Origin of the sequence: Catellatospora coxensis (assembly GCF_016862635.1) — a bacterium.
Lineage (GTDB): Bacteria > Actinomycetota > Actinomycetes > Mycobacteriales > Micromonosporaceae > Catellatospora > Catellatospora coxensis.
The window spans coordinates 59,552-86,188 of sequence record NZ_BONI01000038.1; the positions used below are offsets into that span (position 1 = coordinate 59,552).

At 72.0% G+C, this 26,637-nt stretch carries 21 protein-coding genes; 15 read left to right on the top strand and 6 right to left on the bottom strand.

What is annotated here, in order from left to right:
• Nucleotides 1-79: 79 nt before the first annotated feature.
• The 3 genes from Cco03nite_RS22330 to Cco03nite_RS22340 form a co-directional block, all read right to left on the bottom strand.
• A complete protein-coding gene (locus tag Cco03nite_RS22330; protein WP_203694124.1) occupies nucleotides 80-3,463 on the bottom strand; it encodes a glycosyl hydrolase in 3,384 nt (1,127 codons plus the stop codon).
• 247 nt (nucleotides 3,464-3,710) lie between these two features.
• The gene (locus Cco03nite_RS22335) at nucleotides 3,711-4,445 is read right to left on the bottom strand and encodes a dienelactone hydrolase family protein (RefSeq protein WP_203694125.1); all 735 of its coding nucleotides are present in this window, start codon (nucleotides 4,443-4,445) and stop codon (nucleotides 3,711-3,713) included.
• Nucleotides 4,432-5,214 (bottom strand): AlkZ-related protein, encoded by a 783-nt coding sequence (locus tag Cco03nite_RS22340; protein WP_203694126.1) that lies wholly within the window; start codon nucleotides 5,212-5,214, stop codon nucleotides 4,432-4,434. The genes Cco03nite_RS22335 and Cco03nite_RS22340 overlap by 14 nt, the downstream gene beginning before the upstream one ends.
• Nucleotides 5,215-5,587: 373 nt before the next feature.
• Between Cco03nite_RS22340 and Cco03nite_RS22345 the strand changes: the two genes are divergently transcribed.
• From Cco03nite_RS22345 to Cco03nite_RS22400, 12 genes are all read left to right on the top strand, one after another.
• Nucleotides 5,588-5,791: a hypothetical protein gene (locus tag Cco03nite_RS22345; protein WP_203694127.1), complete on the top strand. Its 204-nt coding sequence runs from the start codon at nucleotides 5,588-5,590 to the stop codon at nucleotides 5,789-5,791.
• 336 nt (nucleotides 5,792-6,127) lie between these two features.
• Entirely contained in the window at nucleotides 6,128-7,528 is a 1,401-nt protein-coding gene (locus Cco03nite_RS22350; protein ID WP_203694128.1) for a hypothetical protein, read from the top strand.
• A 245-nt stretch (nucleotides 7,529-7,773) separates the two neighbouring features.
• Nucleotides 7,774-8,733 carry a MurR/RpiR family transcriptional regulator gene (locus Cco03nite_RS22355; RefSeq protein WP_203694129.1) on the top strand — a complete coding sequence of 320 codons (960 nt, stop codon included), beginning with the start codon at nucleotides 7,774-7,776 and terminating at the stop codon, nucleotides 8,731-8,733.
• 185 nt (nucleotides 8,734-8,918) lie between these two features.
• Complete coding sequence (locus Cco03nite_RS22360; protein WP_203694130.1) at nucleotides 8,919-9,653, top strand: sugar isomerase domain-containing protein; 735 nt, start codon at nucleotides 8,919-8,921, stop codon at nucleotides 9,651-9,653.
• 38 nt (nucleotides 9,654-9,691) lie between these two features.
• Nucleotides 9,692-11,083, top strand: coding sequence for an N-acetylglucosamine/diacetylchitobiose ABC transporter substrate-binding protein (gene ngcE, locus Cco03nite_RS22365; protein WP_203694131.1), 1,392 nt, complete (start codon nucleotides 9,692-9,694; stop codon nucleotides 11,081-11,083).
• A 6-nt stretch (nucleotides 11,084-11,089) separates the two neighbouring features.
• Nucleotides 11,090-11,965: a carbohydrate ABC transporter permease gene (locus Cco03nite_RS22370; protein ID WP_203694132.1), complete on the top strand. Its 876-nt coding sequence runs from the start codon at nucleotides 11,090-11,092 to the stop codon at nucleotides 11,963-11,965.
• A complete protein-coding gene (locus Cco03nite_RS22375) occupies nucleotides 11,962-12,771 on the top strand; it encodes a carbohydrate ABC transporter permease (protein WP_203694133.1) in 810 nt (269 codons plus the stop codon). The genes Cco03nite_RS22370 and Cco03nite_RS22375 overlap by 4 nt, the downstream gene beginning before the upstream one ends.
• A gap of 191 nt (nucleotides 12,772-12,962) precedes the next feature.
• Nucleotides 12,963-14,189, top strand: a complete 1,227-nt coding sequence (locus Cco03nite_RS22380) for a family 16 glycosylhydrolase (RefSeq protein ID WP_203694134.1) — start codon at nucleotides 12,963-12,965, stop codon at nucleotides 14,187-14,189.
• 55 nt (nucleotides 14,190-14,244) lie between these two features.
• Nucleotides 14,245-15,156, top strand: a complete 912-nt coding sequence (locus Cco03nite_RS22385) for an N-acetylglucosamine kinase (protein ID WP_203694135.1) — start codon at nucleotides 14,245-14,247, stop codon at nucleotides 15,154-15,156.
• Nucleotides 15,157-15,300: 144 nt separating this feature from the next.
• Nucleotides 15,301-15,897, top strand: a complete 597-nt coding sequence (locus Cco03nite_RS22390; protein ID WP_203694136.1) for a helix-turn-helix domain-containing protein — start codon at nucleotides 15,301-15,303, stop codon at nucleotides 15,895-15,897.
• Nucleotides 15,894-17,174 (top strand): MFS transporter, encoded by a 1,281-nt coding sequence (locus Cco03nite_RS22395; protein ID WP_203694137.1) that lies wholly within the window; start codon nucleotides 15,894-15,896, stop codon nucleotides 17,172-17,174. Before Cco03nite_RS22390 ends, Cco03nite_RS22395 begins: the two co-directional genes overlap by 4 nt.
• A 42-nt stretch (nucleotides 17,175-17,216) precedes the next feature.
• Nucleotides 17,217-17,663 carry an Rv0361 family membrane protein gene (locus Cco03nite_RS22400; RefSeq protein WP_203694138.1) on the top strand — a complete coding sequence of 149 codons (447 nt, stop codon included), beginning with the start codon at nucleotides 17,217-17,219 and terminating at the stop codon, nucleotides 17,661-17,663.
• Nucleotides 17,664-17,729: 66 nt separating this feature from the next.
• Here Cco03nite_RS22400 and Cco03nite_RS42920 read toward each other — a convergent pair whose 3' ends face one another.
• Nucleotides 17,730-20,048 carry an Ig-like domain-containing protein gene (locus Cco03nite_RS42920; protein ID WP_203694139.1) on the bottom strand — a complete coding sequence of 773 codons (2,319 nt, stop codon included), beginning with the start codon at nucleotides 20,046-20,048 and terminating at the stop codon, nucleotides 17,730-17,732.
• Nucleotides 20,049-20,297: 249 nt separating this feature from the next.
• Here Cco03nite_RS42920 and Cco03nite_RS22410 point away from each other — a divergent pair, with 249 nt between their 5' ends.
• Nucleotides 20,298-20,594 (top strand): hypothetical protein, encoded by a 297-nt coding sequence (locus Cco03nite_RS22410; protein WP_203694140.1) that lies wholly within the window; start codon nucleotides 20,298-20,300, stop codon nucleotides 20,592-20,594.
• A 217-nt stretch (nucleotides 20,595-20,811) separates the two neighbouring features.
• Here the strand turns inward: Cco03nite_RS22410 and Cco03nite_RS22415 are convergent, their stop codons facing one another.
• Nucleotides 20,812-23,217: a Tex family protein gene (locus Cco03nite_RS22415; RefSeq protein ID WP_203694141.1), complete on the bottom strand. Its 2,406-nt coding sequence runs from the start codon at nucleotides 23,215-23,217 to the stop codon at nucleotides 20,812-20,814.
• 67 nt (nucleotides 23,218-23,284) lie between these two features.
• Complete coding sequence (locus Cco03nite_RS22420; protein ID WP_203694142.1) at nucleotides 23,285-24,496, bottom strand: MFS transporter; 1,212 nt, start codon at nucleotides 24,494-24,496, stop codon at nucleotides 23,285-23,287.
• A gap of 179 nt (nucleotides 24,497-24,675) precedes the next feature.
• Between Cco03nite_RS22420 and Cco03nite_RS22425 the strand changes: the two genes are divergently transcribed.
• Both Cco03nite_RS22425 and Cco03nite_RS22430 read left to right on the top strand, forming a co-directional pair.
• Nucleotides 24,676-26,190 carry a multicopper oxidase family protein gene (locus Cco03nite_RS22425; RefSeq protein ID WP_239167568.1) on the top strand — a complete coding sequence of 505 codons (1,515 nt, stop codon included), beginning with the start codon at nucleotides 24,676-24,678 and terminating at the stop codon, nucleotides 26,188-26,190.
• A gap of 183 nt (nucleotides 26,191-26,373) precedes the next feature.
• Nucleotides 26,374-26,637: hypothetical protein (locus tag Cco03nite_RS22430; protein ID WP_203694143.1), on the top strand; the 264-nt coding region annotated here is incomplete at its 3' end.

Here is a 26,637-nt window from a genome sequence, read left to right on the forward strand (position 1 = left end):
GGGCAAGCCCCGGGCGTTAAGAAGGGCACCTTCTTATAGGCGGAGCGATAAGAAGGTGCCCTTCCTTTGTTCTCAGCGGTCAGGGGGCGTAGACCTCGAACTCGAAGAGGGAGTAGCCCCAGGCGGTGGCGCGGGTGGTGGCGTTGACGCGGACGTAGCGGCCGGATCCGGTCAGGCCGGTGAGGTCGTCGACGCCGCCGTCACCGCCGGTGACGGACCGGATGGTGGTCCAGGTGTTGCCGTCGGGCGAGGTCTGGATCTGGTACGCCGACCCGTAGGCCGCCTCCCAGACCAGGCGCACCCGGCTGATGGAGTACGTCTGACCCAGGTCGACGCGGATCGTCTGCGGGTCGCTGAACGCGCTGGACCAGCGGGTGGTGGTGGCGTTGCCGTCCACCGCCGCCGAGCCCGGGTAGGCCGCCGTCTCGGTGCTGGACACCAGGACCGGCTTGTTCAGGGCCACGTTGACCGAGGGCTGGCTCGTGGTGCCGGTGTACGGCAGCACGACCCGCGACTGGTTGCCGATGCCCAGCGTGGTCGCCCCGTTGCCGATGGCGCTCCACACCTCCACGCGGACCGAGCCGTTGGCCAGCGCGGCGAACGAGCCGGTGCTGGTCTTCACGTTCGACGCGTGGGTGTAGTGCTCGTAGCCGGCGACCGGGTCGGTGGGGAAGTAGTTGTACGTCTCCAGCCGGTCCCAGCTGCCGTTGCCGGTGAAGTCGTACGACACCCGGACCTGGGTGGCGTTGCCGACTCCGGAGCCCGCGTCGACGTACATGTCGAAGTTGGTGGCGCCGCCGTTGTGCGTGGCGTTGAGGCCGGTGGCGGTGAACACCTGCGGGTTGGTGGGCACGCCGTCCCAGTTGCCGTTGGCCGCGGCCACGGTGACCGAGCCGGCCGCGCCCGCGGTGCCGGGCAGGCCGCCGCCGGAGACCAGGTAGCGGGTGGCGGCGAAGTTGCCGGGCGGGTTCGGCGAGGTGGACGGCGACGGCGAGGCCGGCGGGGACGGCGACGCCGGGGGCGAGGACGGCGGGTTCGACGGCGGGTTGGACGGCGTGGGGTTGCCGCCGCCGCAGGCGTTGCCGCCGGACCAGGTGAACGCGCCCGAGGTGACCGTCTTGCAGGCGGGCACGGCGAGCGTGGTGCCGTTGGAGAACGTCACCGTGATCGCCGCGTTGCTGATGTTCGACGCCACGTACGTGCGCACGCCGCTCTTGTTGAACACCTTGGCCAGCGGGTGGTTCGCGGTGATCGAGGTGTCGACGTTGCCCAGCGCCGCGAGGTTGCGGATCCAGTGGTACGTGTGCGCCTTGGACTCGCCCTCCTCGGAGGTGAACCCGCTGTTGGCGTTGAAGTTGTTCAGTGCCGTCTGCCCGTTGCCCAGGGCCAGGAACTCCCAGAGGATGTCCTGCCACACCGTCGGCGGGCCGCCGTTGTTGGTGACCAGCTCGTTGTAGTTGGTCGTCACGTAGGCCGGGTTGTCGCCGAGGTAGAAGTGGCCGCCGGTGATGGGCAGCATGTTGATGCCCTGGATCATCTCCGGCTCGCCGGAGAACCACGTCGCGTACGCGCCGCCGTCGCCCCAGACCATGCCGACCGTGTTGTGCCCGAAGGCGGACGGGAAGTTCTGGTTGCGCACGTCGAACCAGTACTCGGCGATCGCCGCGGACTGCGTGGTGTAGATGAAGATGCCGGCGTCGCGGACCGCGGCGTTGCCGGTCGCCTGACCCCACTGGATCAGGGCGTTGGCGAAGTTCATGCCCTCCGACGAGGACTCCTGGTTGTTGCCCGCGCCGAACGCGCCGTGCCCGGCCGCCCAGTCGTGACCGGCGTAGATGTCGAAGTCACGCAGGTACGGGAAGCGGGTGTCGGTGCGGTCGTAGTTGTTGGCGTCGCGGATCAGCAGGTCCACCATGCCGCCGTACTGGGCGCTGGTGGCCCAGGTCTTGTCGAACTTGGCCAGCGTCGCCGCGGCGGCCACGAAGTACCCGTAGTGGAAGTGGTGGTCGTTGAGCTCCTGGTCGGAGCCGTACGAGGCCGGGTAGCCGAGCAAAGTGCCCCAGGCGCTGTTGTAGTAGAAGACCCGGCTGGTCTTGCCCGCCGAGGCGGTGAACCAGTCGTTGAGCCGGGTGCGGATGGTGTTCAGCGCGGTGTCGCGGATCGAGGTCAGGTTGAGCTGGTCGGCGATCTCGGCGATGCGCGCCGCCCGGCCCAGGCCCTTGCCGGTCCAGTAGGTGTCGTCGCCGCGGAAGTCGGCCGGGTTGCCCGCGACCGCGTTGAGGTAGTTGGTGATCGTGGTCAGGTCCGCGCCGGAGCTGTCGGCGACCGCGGGGATCTCCGGCAGCACGCCGGTGTACTTCATCGAGGTCGTGAACGAGCCGATCCCGGTGAGGATCTTCATCTGGCCGCGGGCGCTGGTGTACGTGTTCGCCAGCGGCGACGAGCCGGTGAGGCTGTTCCACTGGTGCGGGTACAGCGCCGCGACGGTGGCCGTCTGCGAGCCCTGCCGCGCCGTGGTGGTGAACGTGTACGTGGTGTTCAGCGTGCCGGCGGCCTGGTTGTAGCTGTAGGACACCCGGGTGCCGGTGACGTGCGCGTGGGCGTACTGGCCGTAGGTGCTCGCCAGCGCGGCCCGGTCGGCGCCCGCGGGCAGCACGGCGACGGAGAAGAAGCCCTGCCCGCCCAGCGTCGAGCTGATCGACGTGCCGCTGACGGTCCAGGTCGAACCGGTCGGGGCGTACGCGACGTAGTCGCGCCCGTTGACGTTGAAACCGATCTGGCCGCCGCTGTTGGACCACACGGTCGGCGTCGCCGCCGTGGTCAGCTGCGCGTTGCCACCGGTGATCTGGAAGTACGCGAACGGCAGGCCGTGGCCGATGGTGGCCTTCATGGTCCGCGCGCCGTCACTCCAGTACGGCGTCACGGTCCAGTCGCTCCACCCGTCGACCTTGGCGTCGGGGGAGTTGAGGCCGGCCACGCCGACGAGCATGTCCTGCACGTACGGGTAGTGGAACTCGCCGGGCCCGGTCGCGCTGCCGCTGATCGCGGCCGTGGTGTTGTAGGAGAACCCGAGCCCGCCCGCGAGGGTGTCGTAGGAGATCGGGTGGGCGTGCAGCGGCTCGCTGTAGCTGCAGTCGAACTTCTTGAACAGCAGCGAGGACCACCAGTCGTTGGTGGGCACGCCGCCGGCCGGGGCGTTGGCGGTGACGTACTGCCGCGGGTTGGTCGACAGCGACCCGCAGCCGGTCGGCAGCGAGCGGCCCGCGGGCAGGCTGTCGAGGTAGCTGCCGGCGCCGACGGTGCCCGCCTGGGCGGTCTGCGCGACGGCGATGCCGAACAGGGCGGCGGACAGGACGGCGACCGCGCCGAGGACGAGGGCGCGGTGGCGCGCCCAGGAGTGGCGTCGGTGACCCGCGCGGCGGGCGACGCCGCCTGGGGTCACGGACCGGATGGACGGTTCCATGTGCATGGCCTCCGGGGCTGGGGCTGGCATGGCGGGAGAAGCGGAGGAACGGTGTTGCGATGAGCACCGTGAGAGCGCTCTCTGCGCGCAAACTATCGGGCAACCCCTCGATACGTCAATGTTTCCGGGCCATGGCATCGGAGTTAATCCCGCGACGTGGACAGAGCGTGACGGTCGCGGGACGGCATAACGTGATAACGGCCCTGTGAGAGCGCTCTCACAGGGCCGTCGTCGATGGCTCGACGGGTCAGCGGCGGTGCCGCGTGGTGAAGGAGATGATGCGGTTCCAGGCGTCGGTGCACGCGCCGGCCCACTGCTCGAAGGAGCGGTCGAAGAACGAGTGCGGCGCGCCCTCGTACACGTGCATCTCCGGGCCGACGCCGGCCTCCTCCAGCTGCGCGGCGAGCTTCTCGAACTCGCTCACCGGCGTCGAGTCCGCGCCCGCGACCAGCATCAGGATCGGCTTGTCCACCTCGTCGACGACGTCGGCGACCCGCTCCGGCTTGCCGTAGAAGCCGATCACCCCGGCCAGGTCGAGGTCCGAGGCGGCCAGCCGCCACGAGTGGCTGCCGCCGAAGCAGAACCCGATGGTGTACACCGACGCGTCCGGCTCGGACTCGGACAGCACCGCCATCGCCGCCGCCGTGTCCGCGCGCACGTGCGCGGGCGTGACCTGCGGGATGTGCTCCATGAACGGGAAGCTCTCGTCGCGCTGGGACACCCCGGCGGTGCGGCCGAAGTAGTCGATCGCGATCGCCTCGTACCCGGCCTCGGCCAGGCGTTGGGTCAGCCCGACGTAGAACGGGTGCAGGCCGCGCACGTCCGGCAGCACGACGATCTTCATGCCGTTCGGGGTCTGCGGGATCGCCCGGTATGCCGCGAGGGTGTTGCCGTCCTCGGCGCGCAGTTCGAGCGGGCCGTGCCCGGCGACCGCGCCCGCGTTCGGGGCCTGCGGGGCCTGGCTGTCGTCACTGTGGCACATCGGGTGCTCCTTGGCTGCGGTAGGAGTTCGCCTGCCGCCGCGCCTGTCCGGCGGCGACCAGGGCGTCCAGGTGGGACCGGGCGACGGCGGCGGTCCAGCCGTACGCCCGCGCGAGCTGCCCCGGGCTCGCCTCGACGGCGGTCTCCAGGTAACGCCGCGCGGCCGCGGGGGCGTCGTGCCCGCCGCCGACGTCGAAACGGCGGCAGGTCAGGTCCACGATGGAGGCCGGCCAGCCGGCGCGCTGCTCGCGCACGCCCGCGGACGTTACCAGCAGGCGGCGCTGCAGCTCGGTCATGGCGCGCTCGTACGCGGCCCGGTCGCCGATCAGCTCGCGCAGCGCGCGCGAGGTCAGCGGCCCGGTGAGCAGGGCGCGGGCGATCTCGTGCGCCTCGCGGGGCAGGTCGAGGTCCTCGTGGTCGTCGGGGTCGCCGGGCCCGGTGTAGAGCGCGCGCAGCAGGTCGGGGGAGAGCAGGCTGGCGCGGCGGAACAGGAACCTGCCGTACCAGGCGAGCCCTGCCTCGGGCAGCGCGTCCTTCCAGGTCCAGACGGTGGACTCGGCCTCGCCCATGCCGTCGGCCCAGGCCACGGCGTCCTCCTCGGCGACGGTCTCGTACAGCGAGGGCGCGAGGGTGTTCGCGGCGGGGAAGAGCAGCGCGCAGCCGACGTCGTCGACGAACCGGCCCGCCTCCTCGACCGTCTGCGGCCTGGTCTCGGGCAGCCAGCGGTCACCGCGGGCACGCGCCAGCACGAGTTCCTGATCATCGGCCATGCGCCGGAGCGTAACCGCCACCCCCGACGTCCCCGTCCCACCCGCGCCTTTCCTGCCCGCTCGCGTCCCTTGCGCCGCCTGTTCCCGGCCGGGCCGTGCCCGCCGTCCGTCACGATCAGCCGAGTTGCCGGGCGAACGGGCGAATCAAGAGCCGGGATACGCCCACCTGCCTGGCAGATCGGATGACCTCGCCAGTCCGGTGCGGGGCTTATAGCACTGTTCATCCGGTTCTTCCGGTTCGGGCTTTCCGCGTGGTGGCGGATGTTTCGCACCCCCGTTTGGCGGAGTCTTGTTCAGGTGAGGACGCCCGGTGCGCCGGGCGGCCCGCCAGGCGCCCCGAGACCCCGGGCGCCCATGGAGGAGGAGATCGACTGTGTACGTCAACTCTGATCTGGCGCTGTGTCTGGTGGACGAGGCATCTGCCGGTCGCGCCGACGACGCCGACAAGGTGTGGCGTTCCGCGATCCGTGAGGCCATCGCGTGCAATGTTCCGATCGAACATGTAGCGAGCAGGGCAAACGTCTCGGTCGAGGAGATCCTCTCGATCGTGAGCGAGAGCCAGGTCGTGCCGGCGTGACCCCGGCCGTCCGAAACGAGGCGATGTCCGCCTTCATCCTGCGGGCCTCCGCAGACCCCATCCCGGCACGGACCGCCAGGGTGGACGTGGAAACCAGCAAGACCAATCGGCAGGCAGGCCGTGCTGCGAAGGTCGCCCGGAATCCGGCGACCACCCCGACACCGCCGTCGCGCGGATGAACCGGCCCGGGAGCAGCGTCGCTCCCGCCGGCGCCACCGCCGCCTGACCTGCTCCGCATACCCGCTGAAACATGGCCCCGACCTCGGTCGGGGCCATGTTCGCGTGCTGGCTCGTTAGCCCCTGCGGACACCACGCACGGGTGAGGAGAGGCGACACGTGAACAGGGTTCTCGTCGAGAAGCGGCCCGCCGGCACCACGTCCCCGGCCGCGCCGGCCCCGGGCGTGCCGCGCCTGGTGGCCTGGGCGGTGCTCGCCGGAGCGGGCCTGACCGTGCTCGCCCTGGCCGCGATGCTGCTGCGGCGGCTGCCCACAGGCTCGCGCCTGGCCGGGTGGACGTACCCGTACGACCGCGCGGCGGGGGAGTGGCACGTCGTGTGGCCCGCGCTCGTCGTCGCGCCGGCCGTGCTCGGGCTGCTGTGGCTGTCGCGGCGGCTGCCCGCGCGCTTCGACGCGGCCATGGTCGCGGGGTGGTTCCTCGCGGTGATCCCGCTGCAGTTGCTGCTGCGGGTGTACGCGCTGCCGTCGCTCGGCGGCATCGTGGCCAGCGACCGGGCCAACTCGTTCTACTCCCCGTCGCAGCGCTGGGGAATCGGCGAGTTCATGGGCGACTACATGGGCCTGGTCGAGCAGCTGCCGCCGCACGCGCGCACCAACATGCCCGGCAAGACCCTGCTGTACTTCCTGCTCGACGCGCTCGGCCTCGGCCCGGCCGCGATGGGCGTGGCCGTGCTGGCGCTGGCCAACCTGTCCGCCGTGCTGCTGTGGCTCATCGTGCGCGACCTGACCGGTGACCGCCGCATCGCGCTGTACACCCTGGTCCTGGGCCTGTTCCTGCCCGGCGCGCTGTACTTCGTCCCGGTGCTCAACGCCGTCTCGCCGGTGCCGATCCTGCTCGCGCTGTGGCTGCACGTGCGCTTCCTGACCACCCGCCGGTACGGGTACGCGCTCGGGCTGGGCGCGGCGCTGTACCTGACCGTCTTCTTCGAGGCGCTGCCGCTCGTGCTGGGCGTCGTGTTCGCGGCGCTGCTCGGCGTCGCGCTGCGGCAGCGCGAGCTGACCTGGCGGGACACGCTGCGCCTGGTCGGGTGCGCGCTGGCCGGGTTCGCCGCGTGCTACCTGCTCATGCGCGGGCTGTTCGGCTACGACCTGTTCGACAACTTCGCGTACGTGCTGGCCGACGCCAACGACTTCAACGCCCGCTGGCGGCCGTACGGCATGTGGGTCACCCGCAACCTGTGGTACCTGGCGCTGGCCGCCGGGATCGCGTCGTGCGTGCTGCTCGCGGCCGCCGGCTGGGACGCGGTACGCCGCCGGTCGGCGCACCCGGCCGCGGTGCTGACCCTGTCCGGGATCGCGGTCCTGGTCGTGCTCGACCTGTGGGGCATCAACCGCGGCGAGACGGTCCGCCTCTGGATCTTCCTGGCGGTATACCTCCAGATCGGCGCGGCCTGGCTCTGCGCCCGCACCGAACGCTTCTGGCCCGCCGCCGTCCTCGTCTCCGCCACCGTCCTCCAGGCCGGCATCGGCTCCGCCATGATCGGCTTCGTCCGCACCTGACCCACCCCCGCCCGACCCACCCCACCCGCGGCCGGGCCGCCCCACCTGCGACAACTCTTAAAGACTTGCGGCCTCCGACCTGGTCTGAGGCCGCAAGTCTTTAAGAGTTGCGACCGAGAGTGGACGGGTGGAGGGGATGAGCAAAATTATTGCTGGGGTGTAACGGGTTTGGGCGTCAAAATTTTTGTTGTTCGGGATTGACACTGTGGACTGTGGGTCGTAATTTTCTTCATCAACGGACCGCAATGAAGGGAATTGTTGTGCAGGGTGTGATCGGCCGGATGCGGATGGAGCTGCCCAACCTGCCCGACGCGTTGCAGCGGGTGGCGGAGCAGATCCTGGAAGACCCGGCCATCGCCGCGCAGGCCTCCATCGTGGACCTCGCCGAGCGGGCGGGCACGTCGACCGCGACGGTGACCCGGTTCTGCCGGGTGCTGGGGTTCAAGGGATACGCCGCGCTGCGGGTGGCCATCGCGACCGAGAGCGGGCGCGAGGCGCAGGCGCGCTGGGAGACCGACATCGACCGGGAGATCGAGCCCGGCGACCCGATGGACCGGGTGCTGGGCGTGATCGCGAGCGCGGACGCCCGCGCCATCCAGGAGACCGCGGCCCGGCTCGACCTGGCCCAGGTGGCCCGGGTCGCCGACGCGATCGCCGGGGCCAACCGGGTCGAGCTGTTCGGGCTTGGCAGCAGCGGCACCGCCGCCCGTGAGCTGGCCTTCCGGCTGGAGCGCATCCGGGTGCCCTGCTGGCACCGGGAGGACGCGCACAAGGCGCTGACCAACGCGGCCCTGCTCGGCCCCGGTGACGTCGCGATCGGACTGTCGCACAGCGGGCGCACCCGTGAGGTGATCGAGGTGCTCGCGGAGGCCGCCGACCAGGGCGCGCTGACCGTCGCGGTGACCTCGTTCGACAAGTCGCCGCTGGCCGAGGCCGTGGACGTGGTGCTGACCACGGCGGTGCACGAGACCACGTTCCGGCTCGCGGCGCTGTCGGCCCTGCACGGCCAGCTGGTCGCCCTCGACCTGATCTACGTCGCGGTGGCGCAGCGGACGTACGCGCGTACCACCGAGGCTTTCGAGGTGACGGCGCGGGCGGTGCAGGCGCACCGGCTGCACGACGAGCCGACCTCGCACCGCCGCCGCGCGGCGCGGGAGGCCGTGGACCTGTCGCGGCCGGTCGTCCCCCGCAGCGCAGCGGATTGACGCTCGACGGCGGCGGGCGTGCAGCGCCTGCCGGGCAGGTCCGGTGGCCGGTGCGAACAGGCCGCCGGGCGACGCCGGGACCGGGCCGCCGGGGACCGGGGCAGCCGGGGGAGAACGTCAGGCGGCCGCGTGGCGGACCGGTCCCGGTGGGGCGACCGGGCAGGACAGCACAACGAAGGAGCGAGATGAACGCGCAGACGTACCTGGAAGCCATCACCGAGCTGGTCGGCAAGGTGGGCACCGAGCAGGCCGGCAACGTGCAGCGGGCCGCGGACCTGATCACCGACAGCCTGAACGCGGGCGGGGTGGTGCAGGCCTTCGGCAGCGGCCACTCCGAGGCCCTGGCGATGGAGATCGCGGGCCGGGCCGGCGGGCTGGTGCCGACCAACCGCATCGCGCTGCGCGACATCGTGCTGTGGGGCGGCGAACCGGTCGAGGTGCTGGCGGACCAGCTGCTGGAGCGGCGCACCGAGGTGGCGCACCGGCTCTACGAGCTGGCCCCGATCCAGCCCGCGGACGTGTTCGTGCTGGCCTCGAACTCCGGCATCAACGGGGTGGTGGTCGAGCTGGCACTGCTGATCAAGGAGCGCGGGCACGGGCTGATCGCGGTGACGTCGCTGGACCACACCGCGCGCTCGGAGCCGCGGCACCCGTCCGGCAGGCGGCTGAGCGAGATCGCCGACGTGGTGCTGGACAACGGCGCCCCGTACGGCGACGTGATCCTGGAGAACCAGTCCGGCGCGGTGTCGTCGGTGACCGCGGCCGTGCTGGCCCAGATGGTCGTCACCGAGGTGGTCCGGCGCCTGCAGGAGGCGGGGCAGACCCCGCCCATCTACCTGTCCGCGAACATCGCGGGCGGCTATGAGCACAACCAGCAGTTGGAAGCGCGATACGCCGGGCGCATCCGGCGTATCGCCTAACCCATCAACCCCTCCTGAAGTGCATGAAGGGCGACACGATGAACCTTACAAGACGCACCGCGCTGGCCGGCGTGGCCGCGGTCGCGGCGAGCACGGGCCTGGCGGCCTGCGCCACCGCGGGCGGCGACGACGGCGACAAGGTCAAGCAGGGCGACACCAGTGCGGAGAACCCCCTGGGTGTATCCGCCGAGGCCGCGCTCGAGGTCGTGATCTTCAAGGGCGGGTACGGCGACCAGTACGCGATCGACGCCGGCACCAGCCTGAAGCAGAAGTTCCCGAAGGTCGCCGTCGACCACAAGGGCATCCAGGGCGTCGGTGAGGTGCTGCAGCCGCGCTTCGTCGCCGACAGCCCGCCGGACGTCGTGGACAACAGCGGTGCGGGCCGTCTCGACCTGGCCACGCTGGTCTCGGCCGGCAAGCTCACCGACCTGACGTCGCTGCTGGACGCGCCGAGCCTGGACGACCCGGGCAAGAAGGTCCGCGACACCCTGATGCCGGGCGTGATCGAGGACGGCACCTTCGACGGCAAGCCGCTGGTGCTCAACTACTCGTCGGTGCTGTGGGGCGTCTGGTACTCCAAGTCGCTGTTCGCCAAGCACGGGTGGACGTTCCCGAAGACGTGGGACGAGATGCTCACCCTCAACGACGAGATCAAGAAGGCCGGTCTGCACCCGTGGACCTGGCAGGGCAAGTACCCGGAGTACCTCAACGACCCGCTGGTGTCGCTGGCGGCCAAGGCCGGCGGCTTCGACCTGGTGAAGTCGATCGACAACCTGCAGCCCGGGGCGTGGCAGAGCCCGGCGATGCTGGCCGCCGCCGAGGCCATCTACCAGCTGGCGGTACGCGGGCACATCATGCCGGGCTCGGAGGGCCTGTCCCACACCGAGGCGCAGAACGCCTGGTGCAAGGGCCAGGTCGCGTTCATCCCGTGCGGGTCGTGGCTGGAGGGTGAGCAGCAGGCGGTCACCCCGGCCGGGTTCGACATGGTGATGGGCACCGTGCCCGCGCTGACCGGCTCGGACAAGCTGCCCAACGGGGCGGTCATGGCGGCCAGCAGCGAGTCGTTCATCGTGCCCGCCAAGGCCAAGAACGTGCCCGGCGGCCTGGAGTTCCTGCGGCACCTGTTCTCGCAGAAGGTGGCCCGCGGCTTCGCCGAGACCGCCAAGGCGCTGCCGGTGGTCGCCGGCGCGACCGACGGGCTGAACCTGAGCAGCGGCCTGGGCTCGGTCGCCGAGGCGGTCAAGGCGGCCGGTCCGAACGTGTTCAGCTACAAGTTCCGGACCTGGTACGCGCCGCTGAGCAAGGCGCTCGACGACGCCACCGGCGAGCTGGCCACCAAGCGGATCAACCCGCAGCAGTGGGCCGGGCGGGTGCAGAAGGCCGCCGACGCGGTCGCCAAGGACAGCTCCATCGTCAAGCACCAGCGGTGATCGGCCATGCGGCACGGCAAGTACCGGTTCCTGGTGGGGGCGCTGATCGTGCCCCTGGCGCTGTACGGCGTGTTCGTGCTGTCGCCGTACCTGCAGGCGTTCCAGCTCTCGTTCACGAACTGGAACGGGGTGGACAGCGCACCGGAGTTCACCGGGTTCGACAACTACGTCAAGCTGCTGGATGACCCGCTGTTCCTGGCGGGGCTGCGCCACAACGGGCTGATGCTGCTTGTCGTGCCGCTGGCCGTCATCGTCGTGGCGCTGGCCCTGGCCGCCGCCACGAAGGGCACCCGGGTGTACCGGGTGGTGTACTTCTTCCCCCAGCTGCTCAGCGTCGCGATCATCGCGGTGCTCTGGCAGTTCGTGTACACCCCCAACAGCGGGCTGCTCAACGGCGCGCTGTCGGCGGTGGGCCTGGACTCCTGGCGCAGGTCCTGGCTGGCCGAGCCGGACCTGGCGCTGTGGTGCGTGATGGCCGTGATGATCTGGTCGGCGGTCGGTTTCTACGTGGTGCTGTTCTCGGCCGCGATGGAGTCGGTGCCCGCCGACATCATGGAGGCCGCCGCCATCGACGGGGCGGGCTCGGTGACCGTGTTCCGGCGCATCACGCTCCCGCTGATCTGGGAGAGCGTGCAGGTCGGCTGGATCTACCTGGGCATCGCGGCGCTGGACGGCTTCGCCCTGGTGCAGATCATGACGGTCGGGCCGGGCGGCCCGGACAACAGCACCGAGGTCATGGGCCTGGGGCTGTACCGCGCCGCTTTCACGTTCGGCAAGTTCGGGTACGCGTCGGCGATGGGTGTGGCGATCTTCTTCGCGACGCTGACCATCGCGGCGCTGCTGCTGCGGGTCACCAGGCGGGAGCGGGTGGAGCTGGCATGAGGACCAAACACGCCGCGCTGACGCTGTGGGCCGTGGTGGTGACGCTGCCGCTGGTGTGGGCATTGATGTCGTCGTTCAAGACCGACGCCGAGATCTTCGACAGCCCGTGGACGCCGCCGGCCACCCCGCGCCTGGACAACTGGTCGCGGGCCTGGGAGCAGGCGTCGATCGGGCAGTACCTGCTCAACACGCTGATCGTGGTCGGCGGCTCGCTGGCGCTGACCATGCTGCTCGGCGCGCTCACCGCGTACTGCCTGGCCCGCTACGAGTTTCCGGGCAACCGGTTCCTGTACTACACGCTGGTCGCGGGCATGCTGTTCCCGGTGTTCCTGGCCCTGGTCCCGCTGTTCTTCGTGGTCAACAACCTCGGCATGCTCGGCACGTACCACGGGCTGATCCTCGTGTACGCCGCGTACGCCCTGCCGTTCACCGTGTTCTTCCTGCACGGCTTCTTCCGCTCGCTGCCCGGCGCCGTCGCCGAGGCCGCGTTCATCGACGGCGCGTCGCACGCCGGGGTGTTCTTCCGGGTCATGCTGCCGATGGCCCGGCCCGGGATGGTCAGCGTCGGCATCTTCAACTTCCTCGGCCTGTGGAACCAGTACCTGCTGCCCAAGGTGCTGAACCCGGACCCGGACCGCTACGTGATCGCCCAGGGCCTGGCCGAACTGGCGGTCAGCCGCGGCGCGCGCAGCGACTGGAGCGGCCTGTTCGCGGGCCTGATGATCGCGATCCTGCCGATCCTGCTCGCGTACGTCTTCTTCCAGCGGCAGATCCGCGCCGGGCTGACCTCCGGCGCGCTCAAGTAACACCCACAGACCGCACGGACGAGCGTCTACGCCGAACTCGGGGAGAGTCTGCTCTTCGGCGTGCTCGACCGTGCCCGCAAGAAGGCACCTCCCACGGACCGCGGGGGCAGAAGGACCCCGGCGCGCCGCCTCTCACGCGGCGCGCCGGGGCTGCCCACCACCGTAGTCCGCCACCCCGAAAGGAGAGAACAATGCCCCTCCGGAAACGTCCGCTCGTCGCCGCCATCGGCGCGACCGTGACGGCCCTGGCGGCCGGAACGCTCGTCGCGCTGACCGCGGGGACCACCGCGGTCGCCTCGGCGGCCGTGTGCAACGCCCTGTTCGACGACTTCAGCTACAGCGGCCCGGCCGACCCGCTGATCAACCAGCGCGGCTGGTCGGTGCGCACCAACTCCGGCGGCCCCGGCATCCCGGGCGCGTCCTGGCCGGCGTCCAACGTCTCGTTCCCGACCGTGGACGGCGCGAAGTCCCTGCAGCTGCAGGCGTCCACCGACGGCACGGCCGGCGGCACCAGCCAGGCGGAGTTCCTGCACCAGCAGAAGTTCTTCGAGGGCACGTACGCCTCGCGGGTCAAGTTCACCGACGCGCCGGTCTCCGGCAACGACGGCGACCACCTGGTGGAGACGTTCTTCACCATCACCCCGCTGGCCGCCCCGATGGACCCGAACTACGGCGAGATCGACTTCGAGTACCTGCCCAACGGCGGCTGGGGCGAGCCGTCGAACATCATGTACGAGACCACCTGGGAGACCTACCGCCCCGACCCGTGGGAGGCCGTCAACGCCCACGGTGAGCAGCGGCAGTCCTACGCGGGCTGGCACGACCTGGTGTTCACGGTCTCGGCCGGGCACGTGAAGTACTACATCGACGGGACGTTGGTCGCCGATCACAGCGGCATCTACTACCCCGAGACGAACATGTCGATCAACTTCAACCTGTGGTTCATCGACTCGGCCGCGCACACCGGCGGCATGGCCACGTACCGCCAGCAGGTCGACTACCTGCTGTACACGCAGAACGAGGTGCTCACCCCGGCGCAGGCCAACGCCCGCGTCGCGTCGTACCGGGCGCAGGGCGTCAGCCACACCGACAGCGTCGGCGCGGGCGGCACCTGCCCGACCGCGTCGCCGAGCACCGGCCCGAGCACGCCGCCGTCGTCCTCGCCGTCGGCCCCGCCGAGCACGTCGCCGTCCCCGTCGGCCCCGCCGACCGGCGGCACGGGCTGCGTCAACGCGCCGCTGTGGAACATCAGCGGCGTCTACACGACCGGCAACCAGGTCAAGTGGGAGCGCAGCGCCAACGGCAACCCCGGCGGCCCGAAGTCCGGCGACGGTGTGCACCTGTGGCGGGCCCGCTGGTGGACGCAGGGCAGCGAGCCCGGCTGGACCCAGCAGTGGGAGGACCTGGGCCGCTGCTGACGCAGCAGCAAGCGGCACTGTCCAGGTTCGCTCTGAAGTGAAAGGATCAGCGCCCGTGACACTCGTCCTCGGCCTCGACGTCGGCGGCACGTCGTCGCGGGCGCTGATCACCACGCTCGACGGCGCCCGCGCCGGCTTCGGCCGCGCGGGCGCCGGCAACCCGGTGTCCGTGCCGCTCGCCGACGCCGTGACCTCGGTCGCCGCCGCCGTGCGGGCGGCCCTGTCCGGACTGGACCCGCGCGAGGTGCGCTCGGCCGTGATGGGCATCGCCGGGACCGGCCGGTTCACCGATCCGGTGGTGGCCGCCGCGTTCTCGGACGCGTTCGCCGCGCTCGGGCTGACGGTGCCGGTGCGGCCGGTCGGCGACGTCGAGGTGGCGTACGCGGCCGGGACGCTCGAACCGTGCGGCACCGTGCTCATCTCCGGGACCGGGGCGATCGCCGCCCGGATCGAGGACGGGCTGATGACCACCACCGCCGACGGGATCGGCTGGCTGCTCGGCGACCTCGGCTCCGGCTTCTGGCTGGGCCGCGAGGCGGCCGCGTTGACCGCGCGTGAGCTGTACACCCGTGTCCCGGCGGGCGTGCTGACCCGCAGCGTCGCCGAGACCGTGCTCGGCACGGTTCCCGCCGCCCCCTCCCGCCAGGCCGCCGACGACCTGATCGGCGCGCTGCACGCCGAGCCGCCGCGCCATCTCTCCCGGCTCGCCCCGCTGGTCAGCGTCGCCGCCGAACACGGCGACCCGCAGGCCCTCGCGCTCGCCGAACGCGCCGCCGCCCACCTTGCCGACACCCTCGCCGAGGTCCACACCACCGGCCCCGTCGTCCTGGCCGGCAGCGTCCTGACCACCTCGGCCCCCGTCCGCGACGCCCTGATCCGCCGACTAACCGCCCGCCTCCCCGGCACCCCCACCGCCCTGGCCGGCCCCGGCGAACAAGGCGCCGCCCGCCTCGCCGCCCGCCCCTGACTTGTTTGAAGGAAGGGCACCTTCCCATCGCTATGCGTAGAGGAAGGTGCCCTTCTTAACGCTTGAGCCCGCATCGGGCTCGCTGTGCACACTAGTTATGCACAACTCTTGTGCATAACTAGTGTGCACAGATATTGTGTATCCATGGACGACGAGCCGAAGACCGTGCCACACACCGTCGTGCACCTGAACGCCCTGCAGATCCGCACCATGGCCCACCCCCTGCGGGCCCGCCTGCTGGGTCTGCTGCGGGTCGACGGTCCGGCCACCGCCACCACCCTCGCCCGGCTGCTGGAGACCAACACCGGCGCGACCAGCTACCACCTGCGCCAGCTCGCCGACGTCGGCCTCGTCGTCGAGGAGGCCGCCCTGGGCACCGCCCGCCAGCGCTTCTGGCGGGCCGCCCATGACGCCAGCACCTGGCGGCCGACCGACTTCGACGACGACCCCGACGCCCGGGCCGCCGCCGAATGGATCGAGCACCAGCAGCTGAAGCTCCTGGGCGAGCAGGCCGAACGCTGGCTCGCGGCGCAGCAGACCGCCCCGCAGGAGTGGCGGGAGGCCGCGACGATCAGCGACGCCATGCTGACCCTCGCCCCGTCGCGGCTGCGTGCCCTCAACGACGAGATCTGGGAGCTGATTGTGAAGTACCGGCAGGACCCCGCGTACGTCGAGGAGGAGGGCGCCGCACAGGTCCACCTGTTCCTGGCGACCTTCCCGCGGGCGGAGGAACTGCGGTGAGCGCGCTGACGGTCAAGCAGGTACGCCGCCGGTTCCTGCTGCTGCACGGCCTGCGCTGGCTGCCCACCGGGCTGCTGATCCCGGTGATGATCCTGCTGATGCAGGAGCGCGGGCTGACCCTGCCGCAGATGGGGCTGGTCTTCACCGCACAGGGCATCCTGGTGCTCGCGCTGGAGCTGCCCACCGGCGGGCTGGCCGACGCGCTCGGGCGCAAACCCGTGCTGGTGACCGCGTGGGTGGTGAATCTGGTGTCGCTGGCGCTGTTCGTGGCGGCCGACTCGGTCGAGCTGTTCTTCGCCGTCTGGGCGCTGCAAGGCATCCACCGGGCGCTGGACAGCGGCCCGCTGGAGTCCTGGTATGTCGACGCCACCCTCGCCGCCGACCCGGAGGCGGACTACGAGCGCGGCCTCGGGTACGCGGGCACCGTCATCGGCGTCGCGATCTCGGCCGGGGCGCTGCTCAGCGGCGGCCTGGTCGCGCTGGGCCCGCTCGGCCCGTTCAGCGCGCTCACCGTGCCGGTGCTGGCCGCCACGGCGCTGCAGGTCGTCGCACTGGTCGTCCTGCTGCGGCTGCTGGTCGAGGTGCGTCCGGCGCGCGGCTCCGGTGCACTGCGGGCCTCGGTACGCGAGGCGCCCCGGATGATCGGGCAGGCGTTCGGCCTGCTGCGCCGCTCGCGGGTGCTGCTCGCGCTGGTGGCGGTCGAGCTGTTCTGGGGCTTCGGCATGGTCACCTTCGAATCGCTGCTGCCGGTGCGGCTCGCCGAGGTCGTCGGCGACGCCGATCGGGCCGCCGCGCTGCTCGGCCCGGCCAGCTCGGCGGCCTGGCTCGTCTCGGCCGCCGGGGCCGCGCTGACCCCGCTGCTGCTGCGCTGGCCCGGGGCCGCGCCCGGGGCGGCGCTGCTGCGGATCCTGCAGGGCCTGACGGTGGTGGGCATGGGCCTGTTCGCCGGGCCGGTCGGCGTGCTGGTCGCGTTCCTGGCCTGCTACGCCGTGCACGGGGCGTCGAACCCGCTGCACACCGGGCTGCTGCACCGCCAGGTCGAGGGTCCCTACCGGACCAGCGTGATCTCGCTGAACTCGATGATGGGGCAGCCCGCCGGGGCGATCGGCGGCGTCGCGCTCACCGCCCTGGCCGCGGCCACGAGCATCAGCACGGCGATGTACGTCGGCGCGGTGGTGCTCGCCGCGGCGGCCCCGCTCTACCTGCCCGCGTGGCGTGCCGGCCGGCGGGAGCCGCTGCCGGAGCGGGAGGTCGCCGAGCTGGCGGCCACCGGCTGAGGCGCCAGCGGGGACTTGCGGCCGTCGCGCACAGTGATCGCCATGACGTCTCTGCCACCCGGCCCGCCGAAGCCGAAGAGCCCGCTTCGCAAGATCCTCATCATCGTCGCGATCGTCCTCGTGCTCTGCTGCGGCGGCGCGGTCGTCGCCGGCTACTTCGCGTACCGGGGCATCGACGCGGCGACCGCGCCCGCGAGGGAGGCCGCCACGGCGTACGCCGACGATCTGGTCGCCGGTGACTACGCGGGCGCGTACGCGCAGCTCTGCCGTCGCACCCGGGAGCTGACCACCGAGCAGCGGTTCGTCGCGGAGCAGACCGCCCGGCCGCGGGTCAGCGACTACTCGGTGACCGGGGTGAGCGTGGAGCAGCACAACTCGACCGTGAGCGGCGTCGTCACGTTGAAGCTGACCCGGGCGGACGGCGGCTCGGCGTACACGCTGGGCGTTCCGCTGCTCAAGGAGGACGGGCAGTGGCGGGTCTGCATGTAGCCGGAACGCCGCACGGTCGGGATGGTGGGCGGCCGGGCCGTGGTGGCCTGGCCGCCCCGCCGCCGGTCAGCGGCAGTGGTGGATGTCGCTGGTCGCCGAGGCGAGCACGAGGTCGGCGCTGACGCCCAGCGTCGGCGGAACGACGATGTGCACCCCGTTGACCGTGAGCCCGCCGTCGACGGGCAGCTGCTCGTTGAACACGATCTTCGCGCCGGGCACGCCCGGGATCGCGACGGTGCTGTTCGGACCGGTGGTCACGGCGACCGGGACGCCGCCGACGAGCAGCTGCCCGACCGTGACCGCGCCGGTGGACCCGGCACAGTCCGTGACGGACGTGGTGCGCACGTCACGCAGCGCGATCGCGGGCAGGCCTGGCAGGCCCAGGTCGACCGAGGCGACCGTCGCGGTGGCGGTCGAGCCGCCCGGGGCGGTGCGGGTGGTGACGTTCGCGCACAGCGCCGCGGCTCGCAGGACCAGCACGTTCACCGTCGCCGTGCAGGGCGTGCCGGTGGTCGACGGGTCGGCGGTGCGCACCGCGCCGGTGTCCGGTGCCGGGGGCGGCGTCGCGGAGCCGACCAGGACCTTCAGCCTGCCGGAGAGGCCGTACGCCCGGCCGGTCTCGTGCTGCAGGCCCACCGTCGTGCCGGCCCGGCCGGGTTCGTAGAACGCGCTGCCGGGGTACGCGGCCGACGCGGGCAGCCTGCCGTCGGCGTCCAGCGGCTGCGCCACGTCGGCGATCACGCAGGCCGCGGTGCCGGTGTCGTCGGTGTGCGCGCTGCACGACTGCGCCGCCGGGCCGCTGCCCAGGGTCAACGTCACCGGGGCGCCCGCGACGGGAGCGCCGTCACCGGGCAGCGGCGGCGCCGAGCCTTCGGTCAGGCGGGCGGCCAGCCGTGCGGGCTCGTCGTTGGCGACGTTCGGATCTCCCGTGTACGCGAGCCGCGTCTGCTCCTGGGTGACGGTGAAGGCCGCGGTCGCCGTGCTGGGCAGGTGCACCTCGTCCCCGGCGTAATCAGCTGTCGCCGGATACGGGCCGGGCGTCTCCTGCGGCACGACCGTGCAGCTCGCGACCCCGTCGCCGCCGGTGACGGCGTCGCAGGACTCGGCCGCGTTCAGGGCCAGGGTGACCGGCTCACCCGGCAGCGCCGCGCCGGTGTCGGTCAGGGTCAGCTTCGCCGCCAGGGTCACCGGGTCGTGGTAGTCGCCGGTGACGTCGCCGGTCCAGGTCAACGTGGTCGGCTTGCGCTTGACCTCGTACGACGTGGACACGCTCGACGCGTGCCGGGTGTTGTCCCCGGCGTACGAGGCGGTCAGCGTGCGGGCGCCCGCGGGAGCCTGCGGGGTGACCGCGCAGGCCGCCTCGCCGGCCGCGTCGGTGACGGCGTCGCAGCCGGGCGTGCCGGCCAGCGTGAACTGGACCGTCGCACCCGGAATCGGTGCCCCGCCGGTGTACGTGAGCCGGGCGCGCAGGTTCGCCGGTGCGCCGACCGGGCCCGAGGTCGCGCCGAGATAGCTCAACGTCGTGTCGCGCACCTGGTAGGAGATGGTGATCGAGGCGTCGTCGGCGGTCTCCGTGATGCTGACGTTGCTCGCGCCCGCCGTGGTGTGGCTCGCGCCCGAGCCGCCGTTGCCGCCGTCGAACCCGGCGATCAGCGGCACCGGAGGAGCGCCGCCGGACGAGCCGCCGCCCCCGCCGTACCAGCCGCCGCCCCCACCGCCGCCGCCTCCGCCGCTGGTGCCGGGCGCGAGCGCGCCCACCCCGCCCACGGCGTACCCGCCGGGAAAGCCGACCAGTCCGAGTGGCCCGAACGGCAGCCCGCCGCTGCCCGCCCCGGTCGCGGTGCCGTCGCCGCCGTCCCCGGACGGGGCACAGCTCGCGGCGAAGCAGCCGCCGCCTCCGCCGCCCCCGCCACCGGCGACGACCAGCCGCGACGCCGCCGAGTCGCACGGGCTGCCCAGCGAGCAGGTGCGGATGTCCGAGGCGCCACCGCCCGCGCCGCCGTTGAACGGCGCACCCGCACCGCCCTCACCGCCGCCGCCGAAGCCCGGGAACGCGCCGTCGCCGCCGTCACCGCCGGGCTCGCCGACCTCCACCCACAGGCGGGTGACGCCCGCCGGGATCGCCAGGTCGGCCTCGACCCGCGCACCGGGGCGGCCGTCCTCGCCGCTGCCGTCGCCGCCCCCGCCACGTGCGCCGACCACGACGACGTGCACGCTCGTCACGCCCGCGGGAACGGTCCAGACCTGCTCACCGCCGGTGGCGGCGTACGTCGCCGTGACCTGGTGACCGGCCCACGCGGGCGACCCGCCCGCGATCACCCCGCCGCACGCGGCGGCCACGCCCACCAGCGCCGCCAGCCCCGCCCTGCTCGCCCGTCCGCGCACGCAGACCCTCCTCGATAGACCAGACTCGACCGTTCAACGAGGTGATCGAGGCGGCTGAGGTATCGGCAAACCGACAAACGGGGCGGGTGGCGGCCTCGTCCGGGCGGGCGGGGTAGCCCGCTCCCGCACCGGCCCGCACCGGGGACCGGTGCCGCCTCATGGCCTGCTGATACGTGAAATGGCGGGTTCGCGTGGGCGGGTCCGGCCATACGTTCGTCGATCATCGGCACGGGCAGGAGGGCGGACGCCATGTGGAGACTCTGGTACGCGGTGGGAGTGGTGCTGGCCGGGTTCGGGCTGTTCATCGGGGCGGCGGCGGTGTACGGGTACACGCAGCTCGTCGCGGAGCAGGCGTCCGCCGAGCGGTTGCTGGCCGAGTCGGCGGGGGAGGCCGAGGTGCGGCTGCGGCAGGTGCGGCTCGCCGGCATCGAGGACGGCAAGGGCGACGACATCGTGTTCGGGGTCGGCAGCCTGGTGCCGATCACCGGTGGGGTGGCCCTCGTCGTGCTCAGCCACCGCCGGCTCAAGGGGCGTTCGCCGGCCTGACCGTCCTCGTGGACGGTCATCGGGGCGCGAGCGAACACACGAGTCCGAGCGCTTACATCTTTTTTGATGTGAGCACATCAAAAAAGATGTAAGCCGCGCACAGGACACCTTCGCCGGCCACGACGCGCGCCGCAGGAAACGACGTTGGCCTATCTCATCGAAAAATCGTGCTCGAATGTCGATGAGATAGGCCAACGTCGATGTAAACCGAGTCGGGTCAGCGCAGCTTGTCGAGGCCGGCGCGGCGGAGGGCGTCGGCCATGGCGCTGTTGCCGACCGGCTCGCTGCGCTGCTGGCGCGGCTGCCCGCCGCGCTGGCCACCCTGGCCGCCCTGTCCACCACGCTGACCGCCACCGGTGCCGCCGCCGCGCTGACCGCCGCCGCCACGCTGGCCACGGTCGCCGCCACCGCCGCCCTGGCGCGCGGAACCGGCGGGAGCCGCCTCGTCCTCCAGGCGCAGGGTCAGCGAGATGCGCTTGCGCGGGATGTCGACGTCGAGCACCTTGACCTTGACCACGTCACCGGACTTGACCACCTCGCGCGGGTCGCTGACGAAGGTCCGCGACATCGCCGACACGTGGACCAGGCCGTCCTGGTGCACACCGATGTCGACGAACGCGCCGAACGCGGCGACGTTGGTGACGACGCCCTCCAGCAGCATGCCGGGCTGCAGGTCGCCGATCTTCTCGACGCCGTCCTTGAAGGACGCCGTCTTGAAGGCGGGACGCGGGTCGCGGCCGGGCTTCTCCAGCTCCTTGATGATGTCGGTGACGGTCGGCAGGCCGAAGGTGTCGTCGGCGTACTCGGCCGGCTTCAGGGTGCGCAGCAGCGAGCCGTTGCCGATCAGCTTGGGCATCTCGATGCCGTTGTTCTTCAGGATGCGCTGCACCACCGGGTAGGCCTCGGGGTGCACGCTGGACGCGTCGAGCGGGTTGTCGCCGTTGGGGATGCGCAGGAAGCCGGCGCACTGCTCGAACGCCTTCGGGCCCAGCCGCGCCACCTCCTTGAGCGCGGTACGCGAGCGGAACGGGCCGTTGGCGTCGCGGTGCAGCACGATGTTCTCGGCCAGGCCGGTGCTGATGCCGGAGACCCGGGACAGCAGCGGCGCGGACGCGGTGTTCACGTCGACGCCGACGCCGTTCACGCAGTCCTCGACCACCGCGTCCAGCGAGCGCGACAGCTTCACCTCGGACAGGTCGTGCTGGTACTGCCCGACGCCGATGGACTTCGGGTCGATCTTCACCAGCTCGGCGAGCGGGTCCTGCAGGCGGCGCGCGATGGAGACCGCGCCGCGGATCGACACGTCGAGGCTGGGCAGCTCCTGCGAGGCGTACGCCGACGCCGAGTACACCGACGCGCCCGCCTCGGAGACGACGATCTTCGTGAGGTTCAGCTGCGGCGCGAGCTTGATCAGGTCCGCGGCGAGCTTGTCGGTCTCGCGCGACGCGGTGCCGTTGCCGATCGCGATCAGCTCGACGTGGTGCGCCTGGGCGAGCTTGGCGAGCGTGGCCAGGGACTCGTTCCAGCGGTTGTGCGGCACGTGCGGGTAGATGGTGTCGTGGGCGACGACCTTGCCGGTGGCGTCGACGACGGCGACCTTCACGCCGGTGCGGTAGCCGGGGTCCAGGCCCATCGTGGCGCGGGTGCCGGCCGGGGCGGCCAGCAGCAGGTCGCGCAGGTTCATCGCGAAGACCCGGACGGCCTCCTCCTCGGCGGCGGCCCACAGCCGGGTGCGCAGGTCCAGGCCCAGGTGCACCAGGATGCGGGTGCGCCAGGCCCAGCGCACGGTGTCGCCCAGCCACTTGTCGGCGGGGCGGCCGCGGTCGCTGATGCCGAACGCGGCGGCGATGCGCTGCTCGAAGATGCTCGGCCCGGCGGGCGCGCCCTCGGCGGCGGGCTCGTCCGGCTCCATGACCAGGTCGAGCACCTCCTCCTTCTCGCCCCGGAACATGGCCAGGATGCGGTGGCTGGGCAGCTTCGCGTACGGCTCGGAGAAGTCGAAGTAGTCGGAGAACTTCGCGCCGTCCTCGGCCTTGCCGTCGCGCATCTTCGACACGATGCGCCCGCGGGTCCACATCTGCTCGCGCAGCGCGCCGATCAGGTCGGCGTTCTCGCCGAAGCGCTCGACCAGGATCGCGCGGGCGCCCTCCAGCGCGGCGGCGGGGTCGGCGACGCCCTTGCCGGCGTCGACGAAGCCCGCGGCGGCGGTCTGCGGGTCGTGCGACGGGTCGCCGAGCAGCAGGTCCGCGAGCGGCTCCAGGCCGGCCTCACGCGCGATCATCGCCTTGGTGCGCCGCTTGGGCTTGTACGGCAGGTAGATGTCCTCCAGCCGCGCCTTCGAGTCCGCGCCGTTGATCAGCGCTTCGAGGGCGTCGTCGAGCTTGCCCTGCGAGCGGATCGACTCCAGGATCGTCGACCGGCGCTCCTCCAGCTCGCGCAGGTAGCGCAGGCGCTCCTCGAGGGTGCGCAGCTGGGCGTCGTCCAGCTCGCCGGTGACCTCCTTGCGATACCGGGCGATGAACGGGACGGTCGATCCGCCGTCCAGCAGTTCGACCGCCGCGTTCACCTGGTTCTGCCGTACGCCGAGCTCCTCGGCGATGCGCTGTGCAATGGACGTCGTCACGGTGGAACATTCTGCCTGCACCGCGCCGTGCGGGCGCGCAGGGGGCCACGGTGGCGTCGCCGCCCGGTCAGCCCGCCGACGAGGGAACCGTGGCCGGGAAGCCCTCCCGCCGCCCGTACGCCACACCGCATACCCCGGCGCAGGTGAGCAGCGCGGCGACCAGCGGCAGCGCACCGGGACCCCAGCCGGCGAGCACCAGCCCGCCGACCAGCGCGCCACCGCCGATGCCGACGTTGAACGCGGAGGCGTTCAGTGCCGCGGCGGTGTCCGCGGCGCCCGCCGGTGCGGCCCGCAGGATCGCCGCCTGCACCAGGGTGGCCAGCGCGTTGAGCGCCATGCCGGCGACGGCGGCCGCGGCCACCGCCAGCGCGGGGGAGTGGCCGGACACGCTCAGCACGATCAGCGCGGCGGTCAGCGTGACGGTGCCCGCCAGCATCGCGAACCGGGGACGCTTGTCGACCAGCAGCCCGGCGGCGAGCAGCCCGACCGCCCCGGCCGCGCCGTAGCCGAGCAGGGCGGGGCTCAGCGCCGCCTCGCTCAGGCCCGTGGACTGCAGGAACGGCGAGATGTAGGTGTAGAAGCCGAAGTAGCCCAGCATCGTGACCGCGGTGGTGACCACGACGACGGCCACCGACGGGGTGCGCAGCACCCGCAGCAGGCTCATCCCCTGGCCCGAGAGCTCGCCGGGGTAGTCGGGCAGCAGTCGCCAGCCGATCGCGGCCAGCAGCAGGGCGATCCCGGCGAGCACGGCGAACGTGGCCCGCCAGCCGACGGCGACGCCGAGCGCGGTGCCGGCGGGCACGCCGAGCAGGATCGCCACGGTGCCGCCGGTGAACACCAGGGTCACCGCGCGGCCGACCCGGTCGGGGGTGACCATGCGGGCGACGTACCCGGCGACCATGGCCCAGAACGCGCCGTGGGTGAGGCCGCCGAGCAGCCGGGCGGCGGCCGCGACGGGGTACACCGTGCTCAACGCCATGATCACGTTGCTGGCCGCGTAGGCGACGAGCGCGCCGACCAGCAGCCCGCGGCGCGGGAAGCGGGCGGTCAGCCGCCCCAGCGGCGCGGCGAACAGCGCCACCATCAGGGCGTACCCGGTGACGAGCAGGCCCACGGTGGGCTCGGACACGTCGAGGTCCCGGCTGATCGAGCTGAGCAGGCCCATCGGCAGCATCTCGGTCGTCACCGACAGGAAGGTGCCCGCGGCCACCACGAGCAGGCCCGCCATCGGAAACGGTGCGCGGGTCGTGGCGGTTTCGGCGGGGGGTGTCGCGGTCATCGTTTGACGGTAAACGCTCTCACGGGAGAACCCGTCCGGGTTTACCCGGTGAACTCGAACACAAGGCCAGGGATGACCCTGGCTGATCCCCGGTATCGGCGTCGATTGCTCGACGCGGCCCGCCCCGCCCCGGCACCCTGTCTGCGCTCACAGGGACTCGGGGAAGGGAGCTGGTCAGGGTGCGCCTCAGGAGGGTGCTGGCGGTCATCGGCGTGGTGGTGCTGCTGCTGTGCACGGTCTGCGCCGGAGCCGGTGTGTGGCTGTGGAACTCGCAGGTGATCTCGACGGCCGACGAGGTCGACTTCACCCGGCCGCTGGCGGTGCCGCCGCTGGCCCCGTCGCGGATGGAGTCCGGCCGCCGGGTGTTCGATCTCAAGGCGCAGGCGGGCACCCATGACTTCGGTCATGGGCAGACCCCGACCTGGGGTTTCAACGGCGACGTGCTCGGCCCGACGCTGCGCGCTGCGCGCGGCGAGCAGGTCCAGGTCAACGTGACCAACGCGCTGGACCAGACGACCACGGTGCACTGGCACGGCATGCACCTGCCCGCGGCGGCCGACGGCGGCCCGCACCAGCTGGTGGGGCCCGGCAAGGCCTGGTCGCCGACGTGGAAGGTGGACCAGCCCGCGGCGACGCTGTGGTATCACCCGCACCTGCACGGCGAGACCGCCAAGCACGTGTACCGGGGCCTGGCCGGGCTGTTCCTCGTCGACGATCCGGCGACCTCGGTCGACGCGCTGCCGCACGAGTACGGCGTCGACGACGTCCCGCTGATCGTGCAGGACCGGAAGTTCGACAGCGGCGGCAAGCTCGACGACAGCCCGGGGTTCATGAGCGGGGTCGGTGTGCTCGGCGACACCGTCGCGGTCAACGGCACCGTCGGGCCCTACCTCGACGTCACCACCGAGCGGGTGCGGCTGCGCCTGCTCAACGGGTCCAACGCCCGGGTCTACGACTTCGGGTTCGCCGACGATCGCCGGTTCGCCCTGGTCGGGACGGACGGCGGGCTGCTGTCCTCGGCGTACGACACCGACCGGATCATGCTGTCGCCCGGCGAGCGCGCCGAGATCGTGGTGACGATGAAGCCCGGCGAGCGTGCGGTGCTGCGCAGCTACCCGCAGGATCTGGGCACGGGTCCGTTCGGCCGGTTCACCGGCGGCGCGGACACCCTCGACGTGCTGCAGCTGCGCGCGGCGGGCACGCTGGCACCGCGCCCGGCCGTGCCGAGCAAGCTCGTGGAGGTCCCGCGGCTGGCCCGTGCGGACGCCGTACAGCAGCGGCCGTTCCGGCTCAGCGGGCACTCGATCAACAGCAAGCAGATGGAGATGACCCGGATCGACTTCGCGCCCGAGCGCGACAGCGTGGAGATCTGGAAGGTCGTCAACAACGACGGCGAGCCGCACAGCCTGCACGTTCACGACGTGCAGTTCCAGGTGCTCACCCGGGACGGGGCCCCGCCGCCACCGCAGTTGTCCGGCTGGAAGGACACGATCTACCTGCCGGGCGACGTCGACTTCGAGCTGATCATGAGGTTCAGCGACTTCGCGGACCCGAACACCCCGTACATGTTCCACTGCCATGTGCTCTTCCACGAGGACGCCGGGATGATGGGCCAGTTCGTGGTGGTGCCGCCCGGCGGCAAGCCGGGAGTCGTCGACCACTCGTCGCACCTGGCCCACGGCGGGCCGCACTGATCGTGCGTCGCCGGCGGGAGGGGGTGGCTCCCGCCGGCGACGCCGTCACCAGATCCTCCGGAGGATGCCCAGGCCTTCAGGCTGGGGAGGAATCCGGGCTCCCGCGTAGCGGGACAAGAACAGCCGATCCGTCGCCAGGCGGACCGGCGGCCACTGTCGCACCACACCACTACAGTGGCCGCCGTGAGCACGCAGACGAGCCAGGACACCGGGCACGCCCGGTACACCTACCGCCTGCGCGTATCGTCCACCGCCGAGAAACTGCTCAACAGCGAGTGGGACCGCTGCCGGTGGATCTGGAATGAATGCGTCGCCAGATCCCAGGCCGTCCACGCGCACAACCGGGCGCATCCCGAAGACAAGCTGACCTGCGGCCCGGCGCAGCTCGACAAGATGCTGACCGAGGCCCGCAAGACCACGCCCTGGCTCGCACAGGGCTCGTCGGTC